At 44.9% G+C, this 18006-nt stretch carries 15 protein-coding genes; 8 read left to right on the top strand and 7 right to left on the bottom strand.

The annotated features are described in order from the left end of the window. Positions 1-46 precede the first annotated feature (46 nt). Both H5300_RS06930 and H5300_RS06925 read right to left on the bottom strand, forming a co-directional pair. Positions 47-3805, bottom strand: coding sequence for a translocation/assembly module TamB domain-containing protein (locus tag H5300_RS06930; protein ID WP_182795706.1), 3759 nt, complete (start codon positions 3803-3805; stop codon positions 47-49). After that, positions 3802-5514, bottom strand: a complete 1713-nt coding sequence (locus H5300_RS06925) for an autotransporter assembly complex family protein (protein WP_061023532.1) — start codon at positions 5512-5514, stop codon at positions 3802-3804. The genes H5300_RS06930 and H5300_RS06925 overlap by 4 nt, the downstream gene beginning before the upstream one ends. Before the next feature lie 212 nt (positions 5515-5726). Here H5300_RS06925 and msrA point away from each other — a divergent pair, with 212 nt between their 5' ends. Continuing rightward, a complete protein-coding gene (msrA, locus tag H5300_RS06920; RefSeq protein ID WP_017083757.1) occupies positions 5727-6356 on the top strand; it encodes a peptide-methionine (S)-S-oxide reductase MsrA in 630 nt (209 codons plus the stop codon). A 110-nt stretch (positions 6357-6466) separates the two neighbouring features. Here the strand turns inward: msrA and H5300_RS06915 are convergent, their stop codons facing one another. Further along, the gene (locus tag H5300_RS06915; protein WP_004735283.1) at positions 6467-6667 is read right to left on the bottom strand and encodes a DUF1107 family protein; all 201 of its coding nucleotides are present in this window, start codon (positions 6665-6667) and stop codon (positions 6467-6469) included. 252 nt (positions 6668-6919) lie between these two features. Between H5300_RS06915 and H5300_RS06910 the strand changes: the two genes are divergently transcribed. The 7 genes from H5300_RS06910 (at position 6920) to H5300_RS06880 (ending at position 12670) form a co-directional block, all read left to right on the top strand. After that, positions 6920-7471 carry a YtfJ family protein gene (locus H5300_RS06910; protein ID WP_017086687.1) on the top strand — a complete coding sequence of 184 codons (552 nt, stop codon included), beginning with the start codon at positions 6920-6922 and terminating at the stop codon, positions 7469-7471. Between the two features lie 90 nt (positions 7472-7561). Continuing rightward, positions 7562-7852: a DUF2607 family protein gene (locus tag H5300_RS06905; RefSeq protein ID WP_017078801.1), complete on the top strand. Its 291-nt coding sequence runs from the start codon at positions 7562-7564 to the stop codon at positions 7850-7852. A gap of 41 nt (positions 7853-7893) precedes the next feature. Next, positions 7894-8592, top strand: coding sequence for a DUF2796 domain-containing protein (locus H5300_RS06900; RefSeq protein WP_182795705.1), 699 nt, complete (start codon positions 7894-7896; stop codon positions 8590-8592). Positions 8593-8731: 139 nt separating this feature from the next. Beyond that, the gene (locus H5300_RS06895; RefSeq protein WP_004735279.1) at positions 8732-9448 is read left to right on the top strand and encodes an ABC transporter ATP-binding protein; all 717 of its coding nucleotides are present in this window, start codon (positions 8732-8734) and stop codon (positions 9446-9448) included. Continuing rightward, positions 9445-10704 (top strand): FtsX-like permease family protein, encoded by a 1260-nt coding sequence (locus tag H5300_RS06890; RefSeq protein WP_102482745.1) that lies wholly within the window; start codon positions 9445-9447, stop codon positions 10702-10704. The genes H5300_RS06895 and H5300_RS06890 overlap by 4 nt, the downstream gene beginning before the upstream one ends. A 14-nt stretch (positions 10705-10718) precedes the next feature. After that, a complete protein-coding gene (locus H5300_RS06885; protein ID WP_004735277.1) occupies positions 10719-11234 on the top strand; it encodes a DUF3299 domain-containing protein in 516 nt (171 codons plus the stop codon). 527 nt (positions 11235-11761) lie between these two features. Beyond that, entirely contained in the window at positions 11762-12670 is a 909-nt protein-coding gene (locus H5300_RS06880) for a TIGR03899 family protein (protein WP_182795704.1), read from the top strand. Between the two features lie 166 nt (positions 12671-12836). Here the strand turns inward: H5300_RS06880 and cysC are convergent, their stop codons facing one another. From cysC to cysD, 4 genes are all read right to left on the bottom strand, one after another. Continuing rightward, complete coding sequence (cysC, locus tag H5300_RS06875) at positions 12837-13457, bottom strand: adenylyl-sulfate kinase (RefSeq protein ID WP_017083764.1); 621 nt, start codon at positions 13455-13457, stop codon at positions 12837-12839. 24 nt (positions 13458-13481) lie between these two features. Then, positions 13482-15206, bottom strand: a complete 1725-nt coding sequence (locus tag H5300_RS06870) for an SLC13 family permease (protein WP_004735273.1) — start codon at positions 15204-15206, stop codon at positions 13482-13484. 65 nt (positions 15207-15271) lie between these two features. Next, entirely contained in the window at positions 15272-16702 is a 1431-nt protein-coding gene (gene cysN / locus H5300_RS06865; RefSeq protein WP_182795703.1) for a sulfate adenylyltransferase subunit CysN, read from the bottom strand. An 18-nt stretch (positions 16703-16720) separates the two neighbouring features. Further along, complete coding sequence (gene cysD / locus H5300_RS06860) at positions 16721-17665, bottom strand: sulfate adenylyltransferase subunit CysD (protein WP_226088532.1); 945 nt, start codon at positions 17663-17665, stop codon at positions 16721-16723. Positions 17666-18006: the final 341 nt, after the last annotated feature.

Genomic DNA, 18006 nt, shown 5'->3' with positions numbered 1-18006 from the left:
CACTCCGTAGCATTCGTCATCCGCTAATCAATCACCGCTCAAAGTGTTACTCAAATTCAAATTGATAGAGAAGATCCACAGCACTGTCTAGACCCGATACTGCCTCAACGTAGAGATCCTGCATCAATCGATAACGAACGGTAAACTCGCCTAACGAGTTAAAGATACCCACACCATATTTCACCTGTAAACCAGGGAGAATATAGCCGCTTACCGTAACCTGAGAGTCATCCCCAGAGCCTGCTGTATCCAGTTGTAAATCTTGTACACCAAAGGCTTCACCGATTTCGCCAACAACCTTACCACTCTTCGCCAAACTCAAACCGATCAAGGTTGTTGTCATCGAACCGCTCGACTCACCATCGATATCTTGGCCACGCAGAATATAAGACAGCGCGTTCGCTTGTGGCATCGCTGGATCAGAGTAAATCTCGATGGTCGGCTCTGTCGCAGGGCCTGTAACTCGAATACCTGCGGTCACATCATCCTGAGTATTATCAGGGTTACGAATCGCATTGATGGCTACATATGGTTGATCCGGTGGACCATTCATTAGAATTTTACCCTCTTCGATCAAGAGGTCTTGCCCGAATGATTGGTAAGTACCATCGACGATATTCACTTCACCAGTGATGAATGGGCCTTGGTCTTTTTGAGCTACATTGAGCTTACCAACCAAGTCGCCTTCAAGACCGAAGGCAGACAATTTAAAGTCATCACCAATGGAGATATTAATATTGGTCATCACATTAAATGGGATCGTATCTTCACTTTCAGGCTCAAGATCTTTGTTCAATATCACCTGATCAGAAGACACACCAACCGCTGACGGTGGTAAGTCTTCTACCACAATTCGTCCCCATGGTAGTGCAATATCACCGGTAATTTTCGCCAGTTCTGGTGTGACATCAATGGTCATATCAGGCACGACCTTAACCTTGACCATCGGCGGAATATCAACCATCAACTCATCGGCAAAAACTCTAACGTTAGAGTGCCATGCTTTAAGATCTTGCCAATCTCCGGTTCCCTCAATATCAAGGTGGCCGTCAGGCGTTTCTACATTCGCATCCAGTTTTGCACTATAACCATCAAAGTCGAGATCGATACGGCCATCTTTCACATCAACAGGCGTAACGTCGCCTTTGACTTGAATACCATCAACCGAGAACTGACCAAAAACTTGAGGGTGTATTAAAGAGCCTTTAACTTGAAGATCACTCTCAAGGTCGGCTTTCAATAGGCTGTACTCACCTAGGATTGGTTGCAAGAAATCGAGGTGGAACGTGGTCAGCTTAATTGCAGCATCGACCATTTTGTCTTCGGCAAGAATATCCGGTAACGACACCGTACCAGACAGGTCACCATTGTCGGAAACATCCAGCTTAAAATCGGCATCCAATTTGTTATCTTTCAGCTGGGCATTCAATGCAATACTTTCCCAACCCAGTGTGATTGGCTCACCAACTTGTTGAACAACCTGACCTTTCGGCATATCAACGCTTACCGTAACCTCAGGCTCACCTTGTTCAGACCACTTAGCATGAGCGGTCGCATTCACTAAGCCCTGTAGTTGCGTCTCTTTAGGCACAAAAGCTTTAATCTGTTCGAAGTCGAATTGGTTGATCGCCAATTTCGCCTCACCTGATTTCCCGACACGAACGTCTTCATCCAGACATACACTCGAACCCGATTGATTCCAACAGTGTGCTTGTACATCGGCAAACTGCTTGTCGACATCCGCCTTAATCGCGACAGGTTGATCTAACACCCAAGGCCCCTGTTGCGTGGTAATTTTGACTCTGTCTAACGACCCATCCCAAATAAGAGAAGGCTTTTGAATCAACTCACCGGAAATAGCTAAGCTTGTAGACACGATGTCGGATATCACATCAAGTGTCACGGTATGCTTCTTCTCACCACCACTCACCGTGAGATCAATACTTTCCACGTTTTGATCTTGATAGGTTAAGTTCTTAGCTTTGAGTACAAGATCGGCTTGGGCTTCAGGTAATGGCAGAGGAACCAAAGAGCCATTAAGCGACAAGGATTCTAGTGTTGCTTCGTTATTCCAATCGACCTTATCAACATTTAAAGCAAGATCGACTTCAGGCTCTTTCGTTGGGCCGCTAAGTTGGATGCTACCGATCACTCTACCTTTCAGCTCAGGACTACTTTTTGCAAGCTCAGGGAAGAAGATCTCAACGCCCATGTCCCATTGCTTATCAAGTTGCCCCTGTGCCTTAATCGAGTTCACACCATGAGCCAAGCTCAAACCGCTGGTTTTCAGCTTTGGTTCACCGCTCGCGCTGCGATCTGACGCAGACAACTGACCTTCGATATCCAGAGGGTACTCTCGCAAGATCCCTTCAATATCCAGTTTAGGCAATTCAATCGCCCAACCGCCCGCTTCCGTCAACTCACCCGAGGTGACGATGCTTCCGCTAATGTTACCCTCGGCTTCTGGCCATTGCAGGCCCGGCTGAATGTCTTTGAGTGTCACGTCAGCTTGCCAGTTAACGAGACTCTTCCAATTCGCTTTAACGACACCGTTAAGTTCACCGCCTAGCGTGTTGAGCTTTAGACGCTCGAGCTCGATCTGTTCCGTGGTGCCTTTACCCTGTAGATCGATTGATAACTCAGGGATTTCCTTACCATCGGCCCCACCTTTAAGTAGAACATTGAAACTATCTAGTGAGCCATTAGCTTTGAATTTCTCAATTGTCGCTTGGTAATCGCTTTTTCCGGTAAGAGGCCACTGCGCTTGTCCGCCCTCTAAAAGAAGGTCAAATGGTAGAGTTGGCTCTAAGGGTTGAATATCCCCAGACAGCTTTGCCTCAATCAATTCAGAAAACTCGGAATCTAAGTTTAGTTTAGCTACGCTACCTTGCGCTTTCAGGGATAGCTTCTGCCCAGCAAGGTCGGTTTCTTTCACTAACGTATCCAAAGACAGCTCTAACGGGTAATCACCTTTAAGCTCAACCTTCGTCGTTAGATTTGCGCTTACTTGTGGCATATCGAGTTCGAGAGTTGAAACATCAACCGTGTGTTTACCCGCGCGTGCCTCTAGTCCAAGGTGATTAACAACGATTGGTGTTTCTTGTTCTAAGGTGAAACGGTTAAGATCAAAACGCTCAAGTACAACCTGCAAAGGAATTAAGACTTCAGGTAACTCGATAGCCGTTTTAGTGGCAGCCTCTGGTTCTACCGTTTCTGTTTGCGGTTCTTCTGTCGATTCAGCAAGCTTAATTTTTAGGTCATTGAACAAGGTTGGCGATACCGTCAGCGTTTCTCCCTGCATGCTCAGAGCCGTTGAGAACAGACCCCATTCGATTTCATGACCCAAGATATTCAGTTTGATATCAGATAAAGCGATGCGATTGATCACTATTGGTAATGGTGTTTTCACTGATGTTAGGGGCGGAGTCGGTTCTACTTCTTCTGTAGAGGGGGGAGGCAGTTCAGTCAATGCGAAGTCCAACCCTTGAATCGCTAAACGATCAACACACAGCTTAGGATCAAGCAAACAACGAGGGTTAATAGCCAAGTTCAGCTTTTGAACCTTGGTGTCGATATGCAGGCTGTCATCTTTAAACTGAACATTATTAAGCGTAAAGCTTGGGAACAGGGCTCCTTTAGTACTTTCCACTTTAAGTTGTGGTAATGCTTTTTCAGCGCCCCACAACACGGTGTTCAACCCTGGATTGGTGAACAAAACAAAACCGAGCAGGGCTATCAACAATAGCAAAATAGACGTCAATGAGATCGACGTCCATTTCAGGCACTTGCCCATCACTTTGATCATAATTCAGGTCCTAAACTAAAGTGCAGTTGGAACTCATCGCCTTTCTTCGCATCTAGGCCCCAAGCAAAATCTAGACTCACTGGACCAACGGGGGACGCCCAACGCACCCCGACACCGGTGCCGTGCTTCCACTCTGGCTTGTCATTAAATGCATCACCAATATCGTAGAATGCAGCGCCCCACCAGTTTCCAACCAAGCGGTATTGGTATTCAAACGAACTGGTTGCGATAAATTTTGCACCCGTTAAAGCGCCACTTTCATCGCGCGGAGAGATCGACTCATAGCCATAACCACGAATACTGTTATCACCACCGGCAAAGAATCTTAGGGAAGGAGACAGCTTCTCAAACTCGTCGGCAAAGTTACCGCCAAATTGAAGCCGAGTTAGGCCTCGGTGGTTATCGCCAATGCTTCTAATCCAAGCGGTTTGGCCTTGAAAACGAACAACCTTAGTTTCGGATAACAAGGTATCATCGGCCGCTTCAAACATAATGGTTTGTTTATCGCCCCACATCGGCATCGAACCACCTCGCGTTCGAGTTCGTGAGAAAGAGAAACCCGGCAAAACAAACTGTGCCAAGTCATCTTGTAAACCTTGTTCATAGTTTTCGACCAAGTATCTAATGAACACCGTGCGTTGCCAGCCATTGTCCAGACGCCAATATCTTTCTAAGGCGAGGTTGGATTCCAAACTCTTGGTATCACGATTATCCAAATTTTTCATACCGTACTTAACTTGGTAGTAGTCATTAAGTACGTCATCCAATGGGATTTTATAAGCTGCAGTGATCGTCTGCTCAGGCTTGGAGATCGACAAGCTACTATTGAAGCTATGGCCTCTGTCATTAACCCAAGGTTTTTTCCATTTAAGAGTGCCTTTCACACCAAGGTCTGTTGAGACACCGATACCCGTTTCGATTTGGTTACGAGCTTGCGGAGCAAGGCTAACCTTCATCGGGATTTCTCGGCCTTCGCCTAACTGACTTAAATCTGGCTCAACAAATACCGAGGAGAACCAATCTGTATTCGACAAGTTTTGGTTGTACTCGCCGACTTTGGTAATAGAGTAAGGTTCGCCATCTTTAAACGGCTTGAGAGATTGAACTTTGTCATCTTCAATTTGACTGCCCGTCACTGTAGTTGTGCCAAAGTGGTAGCGTATACCACTGTTATAATGAAGGCGGACATAAGCACGGTTTAATTCAGGGGCGACTTCTAGCTTGCTAAGATCATACGACCCATCGAAGTAGCCTTTCGCTAATCCAAGGTTGCGGATCGATGATTTCAAAGAATCATAATTGCCATGATTCAGAATCGAACCTTTAGACAGCTTACTTCTAGCTATCAAAGCCAAAAAGTCAGGATCATCTTTGGCTTCACCAGTCAGAACGATATCTGAAGTATAAATAACAACAGGCTCTCCCGGCTCAACCGTAACGGTCATTTCGGTATCATCTTCGGGGTGAGAAAATGTGATATTAGGGTGGTAGTAACCTAACGCATTCAGGGCTTCTTTTATCATAGACTCCAAGCGAGATTGGAACCTTAATGAAACCGAGTACTCTTCTTCAGGAATCGCACTCAGATAAGCATCAACATTATCCTCAAGCGCTCCATTAAGCCCTTTAATTTCAAGGGAAACATCAGCGAAAGCGAGCGTCGATGACAATAGAGTGCCAATCAGAACTGGTAAAGTTTTTCTTATCATGCTTAATTGGTGAAGAAGTTATCAATACGTTAATAAATGAAAAGAAATAATACCGCTAAAAAGACATTGAGTCTGTAATAAATCTTGGAATAACACGGTCTAATTTAAAGACTTAATCAATATGAACCAGCCGTTAATATGAACCTACAGTTAATATAAACCTGGATCTAATGTTAACTTACGCGGTAAACGTATGCGAAAAGGAATATAACATGCTAAACAAACAACAACTGGTTTCCGCAGCAACCGCATTACCGGGAAATTCAGACCCAATCCGAATCACTGAGCGCCATTTTGTCAATCAAACTGACTTACTCGATGCTCCTATGGGTTCCCAACAAGAAGTCCTACTTGGTATGGGATGCTTTTGGGGAGCTGAGCGTTTGTTTTGGCAACTTGATGGTGTTATTTCCACATCCGTTGGCTACGCTGGTGGATACACAGTCAATCCCACTTATGAGCAGGTATGCAGCGGACAAACCGGTCATACCGAAGTCGTTCGTGTCATTTTTGATAGCGAACAAACATCTTTAGCTCGAATACTTGAGACCTTTTGGGAGCGCCATAACCCAACCCAAGGTATGCGCCAAGGCAACGACTTAGGGACTCAGTACCGTTCCGCGATATACACATTCAGCGAACAGCAACAAGCCGTCGCCGAGCACTCTAAACGTGAATATCAACGAGCAATGACTGAATCATTAGGCAACGAGATCACGACGGAAGTTCTGCCTGCTGGGAAATATTTTTTCGCAGAAACCTACCACCAACAATACCTAGCCAAAAATCCTAACGGTTACTGTGGGTTAGGCGGTACGGGTGTGTGCTTCCCTCCGCAATAATGTGTGTTAGGCATACAAACTAGAACAACACCCATTAAAAAAGGGCTTCCGCTAGGAAGCCCTTTTTCATTGGAAATCTATTTGACGCAATGCAAATCTATAACAGTCAGTTACACCGGCAGCGCAGCAATGGTGCCGTTAACTTCTTTAAAAATAGTGAGCTTTTGTTTGTCTGAAACTTCAGGAAGAAGCACTTTGCCTTGGTCGAAGCGAAACTCTCCGATACCCTCAATAGCAAACTGGCCTTTGAATAGGACTTTAACGAAACGTGCCACCTGATGTGGACGATAAGTAGAAAATTTTCTTAACATAATACAACCTCAATTCCATTTGAGTACTACAGTCACGTACCTGAACACCAACGTATTCAAAGCACATTCAATCGCTAATTCCTTTAGCAAACAGCAAGATAATCTATTGTTCATCTCGATATTGATGCATTATACCTTTTGGTAACAAGCCTGCAACTTATTTCTACGTCGTACGATAAAAAAGTTAAAGAGGCATTTTTCAAATTTCATATTATACTTCCAGAGCAAACCAATAAGCGGAACAAAAATATAATGAAAAACAAAACTCTACTGGCTTTTTTAGCCGCAGCCTCTCCACTCTTCGCCAATGCTCACAACCTATCTGTAGGTACAACTCTGCCTGCTGTCGATGTTAGCAACTATGGTGAAATCGTACTAAACGACGGAAATACCGGATATCAAGCTTGGGCAACCAATGATCTTCTAGGTAAAGTTCGCGTCGTTCAAGCTATTGCAGGCCGTAGCAGCTCGAAAGAGCTCAACGCACCACTGATGGCAGCCATCACAGCATCGAAATTCGCAGAAGACAGCTACCAAACCACTACCATCATCAACCAAGATGATGCGATTTGGGGTACTGGGTCTTTTGTTAAATCGTCAGCAGAAAGTAGCAAAGAAGAATTTCCATGGTCTTCTATGGTGCTAGATGAAGACGGCACGGTAGCGTCATCATGGGCTTTAAAAGAAGAAAGCTCTGCGATTATAGTTCAAGACAAGCAAGGTAAAATCTTGTTTGTTAAAGAAGGGGCATTAAACGAATCAGAAGTCACTCAAGTCATTGAGTTGATTAAAGCGAGCCTTTAATAAGATATTCGCGTCTTTTTCGAGACCTGACCAAAGGATATTGTTATATTATAACAGTATCCTTTTTTAATTCTGTGGTTAATCATACTCATGTGGCAAAACACACCTAACAATGTGAAACGCAAAACAGGCTTCTTGCTTGGGCTGATGCTCATGTTAAGCGTGTTAGCGGCAACACATATGGTGGATATTGACCCCGATCACCACACTTCGCATCACTGTGAGCTGTTTTCGATAAATCAGTTCATTACTGCGCACTCACTGCCACAAGTTCCAGAGTTCCATTCAGAATTTACAGCCACTATTACAGAGTCAGTAATTTCGTTACAGCGCCTGTATTTCGCTTATTTAGCACGTTCACCTCCTGTAAATATCGCTTAATTACCACTACTTTTTAATTAACCTTTATTCAGGAAAAAAACATGAAACCTACTATTTTAGCCGTTGTTATCGGCATGACTGTCTCAACGAATGTTCTAGCTAACGAAGAATTCCGCTCTCACGAAGCACACGTGCACGGTAAAGTTGAAGTGAACATCGCTCAAGATGGGCAAGAGCTGCTTGTTGAAGTAACAGCTCCCGGCGCTGATGTGGTTGGCTTTGAACATGCTCCAGAAACTGCCGAGCAAAAGAAAGTGTTTGAACAAGCGATTGCGCAACTGAACAAGCCAGAAGAACTATTTGGTTTCAACAATGCAAGCTGTACTTTGAAGTTCAAGTCAGTGACGAACACCCTAGAAGACGATCATGATGACCATGAAGGCCATGACCACGCTGAAGGCGAACATGACGACCACGAAGGTCATGACCACGCTGAGCACGATCATGACGACCACAAAGACCATGACCACGCGGAACACGATCATGACGACCACAAAGGCCATGACCATGCTGAGCACGATCATGATGACCACGAAAGCCATGACCACTCAGAAGGCGGCCACGGTGAGTTCACTGTCGAGTACCACTACCAATGTTCTGACATTGAAAAACTGGATACCGTGAATACTCAGTGGTTCTCTAAGTTCAGCAACACAAAATCAATGACTGTGAACCTGCTAACTGACAGTGCTCAAATTCAAGAAGTACTTAACGCAGATCGTATTAGTTTTCGATTCTAATTAGCATTAGATTGAATTAAACGTAGATAAGCAGCCAAGTAAGTATTCACTTACTTGGCTGTACAAATCGGTGTGCTCTGGGAATTTATTATTCTAATAACTGTCCAGTAGAGACACCGCTTTAATTATTGGAGCTAATATGTCTTTTGACAGTTCATCACTTGTGGTCAAACTCGAAAATATCAGCTTTCGTTGGAAGCCTGAATTGCCCCCAACGCTAGAGATCCCCTCACTGCATATCCAAGCCCAAGAGCACCTTTTCATCAAAGGGCCTAGTGGTTGCGGGAAATCAACATTGTTAGGGTTACTGACCGGAATCAACCAAGCTGAACAAGGCGAAGTATCTATCCTTGGCCAAGATCTCACACAGCTAACACCTCGCCAGAGAGACAAATTCAGAGCCGATCATATTGGTTATATATTCCAACAATTTAACCTGCTTCCTTACTTGTCAGTCATCGACAACGTGACGCTTCCTTGTCAGTTTTCTAAGATTCGTAAGCAGCAAGTCACTGAAAGTCAGAACAGCCTGCAAGCAACCGCTCAAGAGTTGTTGCTCAGATTAAAGCTACCTCAAGCTCTAATGGACAAGCCCGTTACCGAGTTGAGTATTGGTCAACAGCAACGTGTTGCTGCCGCTCGTGCTTTGATCGGCCAACCCAAAATCATTATTGCCGACGAACCGACATCGGCTCTGGATCATGACAACCGAGAAGCCTTTATCGAACTGTTGCTAGAACAAGCGAATCAGGCGGGTTCTACCCTGATCTTTGTCAGTCACGATCCAACACTAGAAAAACTGTTCACTCGAACCATAGATTTAAAAACCGTTAACCAAGCTAAGGTTGTCGTATGAAAGTAATTACTCACTTAGCCTTAAAAAGCGTACTCAACCGTAAAGCCACAGCCATTCTGACTATTCTCACCGTGGCGGTGTCAGTCATTCTATTACTCGGTGTGGAACGTGTAAGAACCGAAGCTAAGAGCAGCTTTGCGAATACGATATCAGGTACTGACCTTATCGTCGGTGGCCGCTCTGGTCAGGTAAACCTGCTGCTTTATTCCGTATTTCGAATCGGTAATGCGACCAACAACATCGACTGGAAAAGCTATGAAGAATTTAGCCAGCACAACGCTGTAAAGTGGGCGATCCCAATCTCATTAGGTGATTCACATAAAGGCTTCCGCGTAATGGGCACGAACCATAGCTACTTCGAAAATTATCGCTATGGAAGTAAGCAACCACTTACTTTTCAGCAAGGTAAAGAGTTTAATCAGCTATTTGATGTAGTGATTGGTGCCGATGTCGCGAAGAAGTTAGATTACAAAATCGGTGATCACATCATTCTGGCGCACGGTATCAGTGATGTTGCCTTTAGTCGCCATGATAACCTGCCCTTCACCATTGTCGGAATACTCGCGCCAACCGGCACACCAGTAGATAAAACGGTGCATGTTTCGTTAGAGGCCATTGAAGCGATTCACGTTGGTTGGGAATCGGGGGCTAACCTCGGGCACACACCGAATGCTGAAGCGCTAAAGCAACGTGACTTCCAACCGAAGCAGATTACCGCGATGATGGTTGGCCTTAAATCGAAGATCCAAACCTTTGCACTGCAACGAGAAATCAATAACTACCGCCAAGAACCTTTGAGCGCCATTATGCCAGGCATTGCGCTTCACGAATTATGGGGAATGATGGCAGTAGCAGAACAAGCACTACTGATTGTTTCAGGGTTTGTTGTAATCGCGGGACTGTTAGGGATGCTGAGTAGTCTACTCACTAGCTTGCAAGAAAGACGTCGAGAGATGGCCATTCTGCGCGCGATGGGAGCAAGGCCTCGTCATGTGTTTGGTTTACTGATCAGTGAAGCAAGTGCCCTAACCTTCCTCGGTATCACATTGGGTGTTGCCGTGTTGTTTGCCTTGATCGCACTAGTTGCTCCTATTGTGCAACAAAGTTATGGTATCAACATATCGATATCCGCAATCACACCTCATGAGTGGAAACTGCTTATGTTGGTGCAAGTTGCTGGAATCATTATCGGCTTTATTCCCGCTTTCAGGGCTTACCGTCAGTCATTGTCTGATGGCATGACTATTAGAATCTAAAATAGGAACCTACGATGCAACGCAAATTCCTACTGATACTTGGGTTACTTATGTTCCCATTTATCAGCACAGCTCACGCTGAAACCACTCAGACTGACGAATCGGTATTAACACTCGATTGGATTGACTTGATTCCAGAGTCAGAGCGAGCACAACTCGACTCATTTGGCATGCCGATGGTTAACCACGACAGCATGGACAAACCTCAACAATCGACACTTGGCGCTGTTCGCCCAGAGCTGAATGGCAGCACAGTCAAAATTCCTGGCTTTGTGATTCCATTGGAAGGCGATGAGAACATGATCACTGAGTTTCTGCTGGTACCGTACTTTGGCGCATGTATCCACGTGCCACCGCCACCACCAAACCAAATCATCTACGTGAAGTTCCCTAAAGGTGCACCAATCCAGCAGTTATGGGATGTGATCTATTTAGTGGGTACGCTGAAAACTGAGTCAATAAGCCATGACTTGGCGCAAACCGGTTATCTTATTGAAGGTACTGCGATTGAAGAATATGACGACATGTAGTCATTAGAAGGGTGGCTCAAGGATGAGCTGCCGTCACTGAACGAGTGAGATCATTCAATAACAGTTTAATAACGATTATTTTATTCTAAATTACGCGATGTAATTAGATAAGTACGCTAGAACAGCGACATAAGTAGCGAGTAATAACCCTATACTAAGCTGTTTTTTCAGCTTGTTATCATTGACTTGATTCATAACTCCTCCTTGAGAATCACAACAAATTTAACATTTTATTATCATTAGCAAAAGTAAAATTTTGTTGAAACCTTCAACTCTGCACGCAAAATCTAGCCACCAATAAGATAAAGAGTTACATTTTAGACAGTTATACCAATCACAATAAGTAAGTGTTCAGAAATAGCGTAAGAAAAAGGCTTGAGAACAAGGAAGCTCTTTTCAATAAATAGTTTTGATAAGTAGTTATTCTACAATCAAAAATTCTAACGCTGTTATCGAGCGTTTTAACAAGCTAGGGCGAGCAATTAATTACTACGATTGGTGTTGGGTCGTCTCCTTACGGTACTCTTATGTCAGAAACTAAACAGCCAGTGATCATTGAGCATGCTAGCGATACACAGCAAAAGCATGAGAAAAAGCCTCATATTGCCGACAGTGCAAGCAGAATGCTGCACATCGCACAAAGCTTCGGCCTCGATTCCTTAATTAGTCATAGTACAAAGCCAAACGATAAAGCTGAGAGTACGCTTATCGAACGGGCACTATTACGAGAGAAAAAACGTAGAGAGCTTCGCCAAAAGAACCTAGAACAGATTCTAAAGTTGGCACACTCTTCATGTAAGGATGAAGCAGCTGGAGACCCTGATCAGGACTGGCTATACCGTTTCTTCGATATGGCACAAGAGATCCACAATACATCGATGCAGAGGCTATGGGCTCAAGTACTGAAACGAGAAGTCACCAACCCAGGCTCGACGTCGATGAAGGCGCTTCAGATCTTAAAAGACATGACACCAAAAGAAGCACTCACCCTGCAAAGAGCCGCGTCACTGGGTTGTAGCTTTGGTAGTGATAACAGCAGAAAACTATTACTCGGCTTTAAATCCCATGCTGGAATCTTCAGCTTTGGCAAAAGAGACACCACCAACACCATCAACCTTGGTGAACACAACCTACCCTACTCTAGTTTGCTCCACTTGATTGAGCTCGGGATTATTCTAGGAACAGAATTAGAATCTGGAGAGATTGATTTCGACCCAGCCCTACACCTGACTTATCAAGGTAAGAGCATGTCACTGGCGCCTATTTCAAAAGGGGTTAAACTGGTTTATTACCGATTCAGTCCAACAGGTAATGAGCTGTGCACCTTACTTGGCAACAAACCCAACATGCAGTATTACGATCAACTGATTGCTCTATTAAGTCAGAAGTTCACGGTACAGACAGAAGTGAAAAGCAGTGTGAATTACACCGTCTAGGCACTCGACGGTGCAAAAAATAGACGGTGTAAAAAGTGAAGAATATTGAGAAGAATAAAGAGAATCTAGAGGATAGGTTTCTTGTCTCGGTAAACCAAGGCTGCACTATTTATCGGTCGTGAATAAACAGATAAACAGCTGAGTAGCCTTAGTCATACCAACGATCTCAGTTGGCTAAAATATTACGCTTCTCTAAAGCATCAATACACAATTCCACCAGTTCATCGAGTGTCTTCTCACCCGCAGGTAAATCTATCTCAGGGTTCTGAGGCGCTTCGTACACTGAGCTAATGCCTGTAAAATTCGGGATCTCTCCAGCTCGTGCTTTCTTATACAGGCCTTTAGGGTCACGCTGCTCACAAACCTCGAGTGGCGTGTTCACAAACACCTCTAAAAACTCGCCTTCAGGTAGCAAGTCTCGCACTAACTGTCTTTCAGCTTGATGTGGGGAAATAAACGCTGACAACACGATCAAACCCGCATCTGCCATCAACTTAGCGAGCTCACCAATACGACGGATATTCTCTCGGCGATCCTGCTCAGAGAAGCCAAGGTCGCTACATAACCCATGACGCACATTATCGCCATCCAATAAGTAAGTATGGTAACCAAGCTGTGCCAAGCGATTTTCTAATGCTCCAGCGACTGTCGACTTCCCAGAACCAGATAATCCCGTGAACCAGAGCACGGCTGGCTTTTGTGATTTCAGATCAGAGCGAAATGTTTTATCAATCGAGTGTTGATGCCACACAACATTCTCATCTTTTGGTTTGAGTACTGCGGTCATAATTAGTCCTTTAAATAAACAGCATTAAAATGGGAAAAAATAAGGAATTAGGGTCAGCACCAAACCCGAATAAACAATCGAGATTGGGATGCCGATGCGCAGATAATCCGTAAGGTGGTAATTACCTACGCTATAAACAAGTAAGTTGGTTTGGTAGCCGTATGGCGAAATAAAACTGGCACTGGCACCAAACAGAACCGCCATAATAAACGGCATTGGGTCAACGCCATAGCCGACGGCCATACTGTAGCCAATGGGGAATGAGAGTGCCGCCGCCGCATTGTTGGTCACCAACTCAGTCAGGACCAGCGTCATGAAATAGGTCGCGACTAGCGCTCCAAACACGCCCCAGCCATTAAAGGCTTCCATAAACATCAGCCCCATTCGCTCAGACAACCCAGATGAAATCATCAGTTGAGCAATAGAGAGTGCCGAACCAACGATCACGACAATATCGACGGGGAAACGGCGGCGAAGCTCACCAAGTTGTACTACACCAAATGCCACCAGCAATAATAAAAATCCCGCTAGCCCTTTAATAATCGGCACGACTTCAGCGAGCGATAACCCAATCACACTGGCAAAGCCGAGCAACACAAACGTCGATTTATCGGCATCAAGCTTGGCGCTTGAGTCTAGATCGTTCATCAACACAAACTCTTTATTGTGTTGTTGACGCTGTTCTTCAAAACGTTTTCCTGGAACCAAAATCAAGGTATCGCCAGCGGTTAATGTGATGTTTCCAAGGCCACCTTCAAGGCGTTCATGACCACGACGAATGGCAACCACAACCGCATCGAAGCGATCTCTAAACTGGCTGGTCTTGAGGGTTTTATTACAGAAGCTTGCCGATGAACTGACTACGACCTCAACAAAGCTCTGGCCGTTCAGGTGGTGCTGACCAAACAGAGTTAGCCCTTGGATCTCTTGCAGTGTCGCAACACTCTCGACATCACCACAAAACAGCAGTCGATCACGAGCTTGGAGTATGAAGTCAGGGTCTATAGACGCGGTTGTTTTACCGTCTCGAATCACTTCCGCTAAGAACAGTTTTCTCAATGCTCTGAGGTTATTCTCGCTGACGCTGCGGCCGACTAACGGTGAACCGGGCTCAACTCTCGCTTCTAGAAAGTAAGGCAAATCATCTTGGGAACCATCATCGTAGCTTGGTAAGAAGTAACTCAGAGGAATAAGGATCAACACGCCACCGACCAAGACCGCCAGACCGATCAAGGTTGGTGTGAAAAAGTTTAAGCTCGGCAGCCCTGCATCTTCAACAAAGCTATTGATGATCAAATTAGTTGAAGTGCCGATCAATGTCAGCGTTCCACCTAAGATGGCAGCGTATGACAATGGGATAAGTAGTTTAGATGGCGCATGTTGCTGATTACGTTTGATCGCTCCGATCAAAGAGACAACCACCGCTGTGTTATTAGTAAAAGAAGAAAGTAGCGCTGTGGAAATACCCAACTTCGCAACCACGGTACCTAGCCTACCTTCAGAGATATTACGGCTAACCCAACTGATTAAGCGAGTTTTCTCCAACGCACTTGATGCGAGGATAAGAAGAATTAAAGTCAGTAACGAGGAGTTAGTGAAGTTATTGGCTAAGCTCGACAAATCGATCATGCCAGCCATAAAAGCAATAAACGCCGCGCCAGCAAAGATAAAGCTTGGCTTAATACGGGTAACGAGCAGGCAAGTAATGATGCCGAGCAAAATCGCTAATACAAATCCTTGTTGCCACATATACCCGTCCTTTATGGCGGAAACGATGGGTTTCCGCCTGATTCAATAAGCTGTTACTTAGTCGTTTATGACTTCAGTAATTGGCTTAGATCTTTGGCATCCCAATGAGGGAAGTGCTTGCGTACCAATGCGTTGAACTCAAGTTCAAATGCAGAGAAGTTACCGACTTGCTGTTCAACAGAGTCCAAACGGTCTCGAATCAAACCAGCACCCACCGTCACGTTAGTCAGGCGGTCGATAACAATGAAACCACCGGTATCGGCACTCTCACGGTATTTATCCAGCGCGACAGTCTCGTTCAATGACCATTCACACAAACCAATACCATTCAATGGCAACTCATCAATAGCGTAAGTCGACAGGTTGTTGATGTCATATTGGTGACGAACCGTTTCAACCTGACCGACGGTTTTCTTGCCTGCGATTTTGATGTCGTAAGCTTTACCCGGTTGCAGTGGTTGCTCTGTCATCCATACGATGTCAGCCAATACATGGTTAGTGGATTCAATTTGCGCATTTTCCAGCACAATCAAATCACCACGACTGATATCGATTTCATCTTCAAGAGTCAGCGTTACTGCCAAACCCGCTTGCGCCGATTCAAGTTCGCCATCAAAGGTCACAATACTTGCCACCTTAGACGTTTTACCTGATGGCAGCGCCTTGATTTCATCACCCACACTGACACGGCCAGAGGCAACGGTGCCTGCAAAACCACGGAAGTCTAAGTTAGGACGGTTTACGTACTGCACTGGGAAACGGAATTCACCCGCAGAGCGTTTTTGGTCAATGTCGACGTTCTCTAGTACTTCTAATAGAGATGGGCCTTCGAACCATGCAAGCTCTTTACTTGGCGCTGCAACGTTAATGCCTTCAAGCGCGGAAACAGGCAGAATTTGAATATTGGTCTCACCCTCTAGGTTTTCTGCAAACTCTAGATACTGATCGCGAATCTCTTCAAAACGATCTTGCGAGTACTCCACCAGATCCATTTTGTTGACTGCGACGATGAAATGCTTCAAACCAAGTAGGTTAGAAATAAACGAGTGACGACGGGTTTGATCCAGAACGCCCTTACGAGCATCAATCAAGATCACAGCCAGATCACACGTTGAAGCGCCTGTTGCCATGTTGCGCGTGTACTGCTCATGCCCTGGGGTATCAGCAATAATGAATTTACGCTTTTGAGTCGAGAAGTAACGATAAGCCACATCGATCGTAATCCCTTGCTCACGCTCAGCCTGCAAGCCATCAACAAGCAGTGCTAAATCAGGCTTCTCACCTGTGGTACCCACTCGTTGGCTATCCGAGTGAACCGCTGCTAGCTGATCTTCATAAATCTGTTTTGTATCATGGAGCAAGCGACCGATTAACGTACTTTTACCGTCATCTACCGAGCCACAAGTTAAAAATCTAAGCATAGATTTATGCTGATGCTGACTTAGATAACCTTCAATCCCTAGTTCAGCCAATTCGGCTTCTACTGCACTATTCATTTTTCTTTCCTTAGATTCTTAGAAATAACCTTGGCGCTTTTTCAGCTCCATAGAGCCCGACTGATCATGGTCAATCGCTCGACCTTGACGCTCACTAGACGTCGCCACCAGCATTTCTTCAATAATGCCTGTTAGCGTATTCGCCTCAGATTCAACCGCTCCGGTTAATGGGTAACAGCCTAAAGTACGAAAACGAACGCTTTTCTCTTCAATCACTTCACCTTCTTGCAGCTCCATACGGTCATCATCAACCATGATCAGCATGCCATCACGCTCAACTACAGGGCGTTTGTCTGAAAGGTAAAGTGGAACAATATCGATGCTCTCTAGGTAGATGTATTGCCAGATATCAAGCTCAGTCCAGTTAGATAGCGGGAAGACACGAATGCTTTCGCCCTTATTAACCTGACCGTTGTAGGTGTGCCAAAGCTCTGGACGCTGGTTTTTTGGATCCCACGTATGGTTCTTATCACGGAAAGAATAAACACGTTCTTTCGCACGAGATTTTTCTTCATCACGACGCGCACCACCAAAAGCCGCATCGAACCCATACTTGTTTAACGCCTGCTTAAGGCCCTGTGTTTTCATGATGTCAGTGTGCTTCGAAGAACCATGTACAAATGGGCTACAACCCATCTCAATACCTTCTGGGTTCTTATGTACTAAAAGGTCGAAGCCGTACTTTTTAGCCGTACGATCACGAAACTCAATCATCTCGCGGAATTTCCAATCCGTATCTACATGCAATAGTGGGAATGGAATCTTGCCGGGATAAAACGCTTTGCGAGCTAAATGAAGCATCACAGAAGAATCTTTTCCGATGGAGTACATCATCACTGGGTTATCAAACTCAGCCGCTACTTCACGGATAATATGAATACTTTCCGCTTCGAGCTGTTTTAGGTGGGTTAAACGTTCTTGGTCCATTTCAGTGCTTCCTTTAAGGCTCGCGTTACGAGCAATTCATTACTTGGTCTTGCCAAGCAAGGGATTTAACTCATCCACTTGAGTGAATGGGAGTATTGGCACTAGAAGAAAACAGAAGCTTCGTTTTGAGCTATCCTTGCTATTCATCTGCCTGATACGTCCTTGATATAGGCATTATGACGAGCCTCTTATATTACTGGAAATTCTAAAATTTCATTTTTTATTCGAAAAGCTGATAAGGGATTGGATTTACCGATAAGCAGGTGAAATGAATGGACTAATATTATCGATATCAGTTGCGCATCGATTGAGCAGCTTTGGGAGGCGTCTTGCAGAACACCATAAAGTAATCGATCTAAGTCACGAATTAACATTCG

This window comes from Vibrio sp. SG41-7 (assembly GCF_014164465.1).
GTDB lineage: Bacteria > Pseudomonadota > Gammaproteobacteria > Enterobacterales > Vibrionaceae > Vibrio > Vibrio splendidus.
The sequence above is the reverse complement of the archived record's forward strand: the minus strand, read 5'-3'. Positions and strand labels throughout refer to the sequence as shown.